This is a genomic window from Hydrocoleum sp. CS-953, assembly GCF_002260545.1.
GTDB lineage: Bacteria > Cyanobacteriota > Cyanobacteriia > Cyanobacteriales > Microcoleaceae > Trichodesmium.
Map to the genome: position 1 here is coordinate 1 of NZ_LGSU01000421.1, position 3,059 is coordinate 3,059.

Here is a 3,059-nt window from a genome sequence, read left to right on the forward strand (position 1 = left end):
CTTATATTCAATTCTCCAGGGTAAAACCAGAGGTAATTATCAATTATTCATTATCCATTATCAATTAATCAACACTATATATATCTATCCTCTTAATCGAGATGGTAAATTTCCAGTTCGCACCTGGAAATTCAAGTTTTGACCATTCCGATTAACTTCTAATTCCAACAAACTACCTACAGTTTTGTTCTGAACAATTTGTTGTACATTTTCAGATTCACTAATAGTTTGATTATCAATTTTTTGAATTATATCCCCTGGTTTTAAACCACTTTTATCAGCAGGAGAACCAGGAACAACCTGCATTACTAATACCCCTTGATCAGTGAATAACTGAATATTTGTATTGAAATTTCGGTTAAGTTCTTGCTTAAGTTCCGGTGTTAAAGTCTGCATGGCAATACCTAAATAAGCGTGTTCTGCCTTACCTACCCTAATTAATTGTTGAGCAATTTGTTGAGCATTATTAATAGGAATTGCAAATCCTAAACCTTGGGCACCATCAATAATAGCTGTATTAATGCCAATTACTTCACCATTTTGATTCAGCAGAGGGCCACCAGAATTACCAGGATTAATCGCAGCATCCGTTTGAATAAATCCTACCCGCTTATCTGGGACACCCACATCATTACTAGAACGACCTGTGGCACTAATTATACCCACTGTCACAGAATTATCTAGACCTAGGGGGTTGCCAATAGCGATCGCCCATTCTCCAGGTTGCAGATTATTTGAATCTCCAAGAGAAACAGTTGGAAGATTATCAGCATCAATTTTAATTACTGCTACATCAGTTACAGAGTCTGTGCCCAAAACTCTACCTTGAAGGCGACGACCATCTTTGAGAACTACTTCTACGGTAGTTGAACCTTCTACAACGTGAGCATTAGTCAGAATATTACCATCAGAACTGATGATAAAACCAGAGCCAGTACCTTGCTCAACCCCTCGACCTGAAGGTGACCTAGGAGATTCATAACCATAAAAATCTTCTGGTATTCCTCTACCAAACATATTAGGTCTTTGGCTAACGGTTCTAGAAGCATTAATCCTAACTACTGCCGGACCAACTTTTTGGACGGCATCTACAATAAAGTTGCTATTGGAAATAGGAACTCTAACTGGTAACCAACTAGAGCTTTCTGAGCTAGAAGTACCATCACTTTTGCTAGGGGATTGAGTTACTGATAATTGAGTAAGCTGGCTTGAGTTTTCCGGAGAGCTAATTGTCTGGAATATTAGGCGCTCACCTAACAATGCTCCGACCGCTCCGGTTAGTAGTAATAAATAAGTTAAAGGTTGTTTCCAAAAAACTTTACCTGTTGTATTTTTCATTGTTATTTATCTGTAATTGGTTAGTCTGTCAAGAATTAATAATCAGAGTCTTAAGTAGGTAGACAAAATTATTTGTGTATTTACTAATCGGCTATATTCCCTTTAACTCTTATCTATTGACTCTTGCCTACCACCGCCAAAATATTAAATTAATTCTGTCCAGGTACTTATCTCCTGATGGAGAGGTGTTCTTTAAATTTTCCTACAATATCTATTTAGTCTATTACTTAGGGCATAGTAAAAAATAAATTATCCAATTTGTGGACTTGACTTACTTGTTTTACTTACCCTGCTCCTTTACATTTAATCCAAAAGGATATTTTTTGATTTGGAAGTCTCTTACTATCTACTCCTGAATGTTTATGGGAATTTACATTTTGCTTGTATTATGGTTATAAACTAAATTTAACACTCCTGGGAAATGATGTCCGGGGATGAAGAATTAGTGATTCCACTCTGATGCTTAGTGTTTCAGAGTCATTGAAATTCACTCTTTAGCTTTTTCCTTGATCTAGTTAACTTTTGGGGAGCTAATTTTTACCATAGATAGAATTAAAATATTAAGTTACATATTTCAATCTGGGATATCTTGGACTTTAGTATATTTACAATCCCTAAAAAATTTATCCGGTTGTTTTTAAGGAAATCAAGTTGATACTATTTTTTTTCATACATTCAGGATTTATTTACCGAAATAATTAATCATTAAACAATTAAATAATTAGATAATTCACGCCTTGAAGCCTCCCCTTTCAAGGAGAAAAAGCGGTCGAGAGATGGCGAGGTTTCCCGCTCTTAACAGAGCCGCGAACGCTTTTCATGTCGCGCAGCGAAACGCCATATCTAATCGACCAAGAGAAATAAATATTTTCCTTATTTGTCAATCCTCTCCCTAAAAGGGAGAGGTAATTATCAATTATCNATATCTAATCGACCAAGAGAAATAAATATTTTCCTTATTTGTCAATCCTCTCCCTAAAAGGGAGAGGTAATTATCAATTATCCATTATCCATTAATGAATGTTGATGCTAATTTCTCAAAAAACGATGATTGTTTAACATTTGTTTGATTTGATATTCATTTTTGTCTTGAATATTTATTTGATTTTTTTATGATATTGGGTAGGTTTCAACAATTAATAATTAACAATTAATAATTAATAATTACCTCTTCTGTAATAGAAGGATTGGGCTAAAAGGAATTTTTTTTCTTCTCTTGGTCGATTGGATATGGCTCACTTCGGAGTGGCTCTGCACTCTTCGGGAAACCTGCTCCTACGGATTCCCTTCGCTTTATATGTTGCGAAGCAAAACGCCATCCCATCCTAGGTCATGCTCCACTTGCCGACCGCTTTTTCATCTCCTTAAAAGGGGAGGCTTTAGACATCCGAATTTGGTAATTAAATGTGAGCTTTTCTAAGCAAACAGGAACAAGCTTTGCCTAGCAGCACCTCAAAAAAATCATAGTAACTGGGATTGGTTTTCTATAGTCATTTCAGTTTATATTGAGACAAGTGTTTCTTGTATTTAAACAGTTTCAGCGGAAAAAGTATTTCATTCTTATTTGAAATGACTATAAATAAATTATCTCCAAACTTCCCTGGCAATGACCTATAAGATTATATTTTTTTAGCTATATAGCATATATTTATCTTGTTTGATTTTGTATTTATTTTTAGCTTAGAAATTTATTTTATTTATTGATAATTTTTGTACTAAAT

1 protein-coding gene is annotated in these 3,059 nt (G+C 34.6%); it reads right to left on the reverse strand.

The window, feature by feature from the left end; all coding sequences use genetic code 11:
* Positions 1–84: 84 nt before the first annotated feature.
* Entirely contained in the window at positions 85–1,338 is a 1,254-nt protein-coding gene (locus tag AFK68_RS04135) for an HhoA/HhoB/HtrA family serine endopeptidase (RefSeq protein ID WP_094671710.1), read from the reverse strand.
* Positions 1,339–3,059: the final 1,721 nt, after the last annotated feature.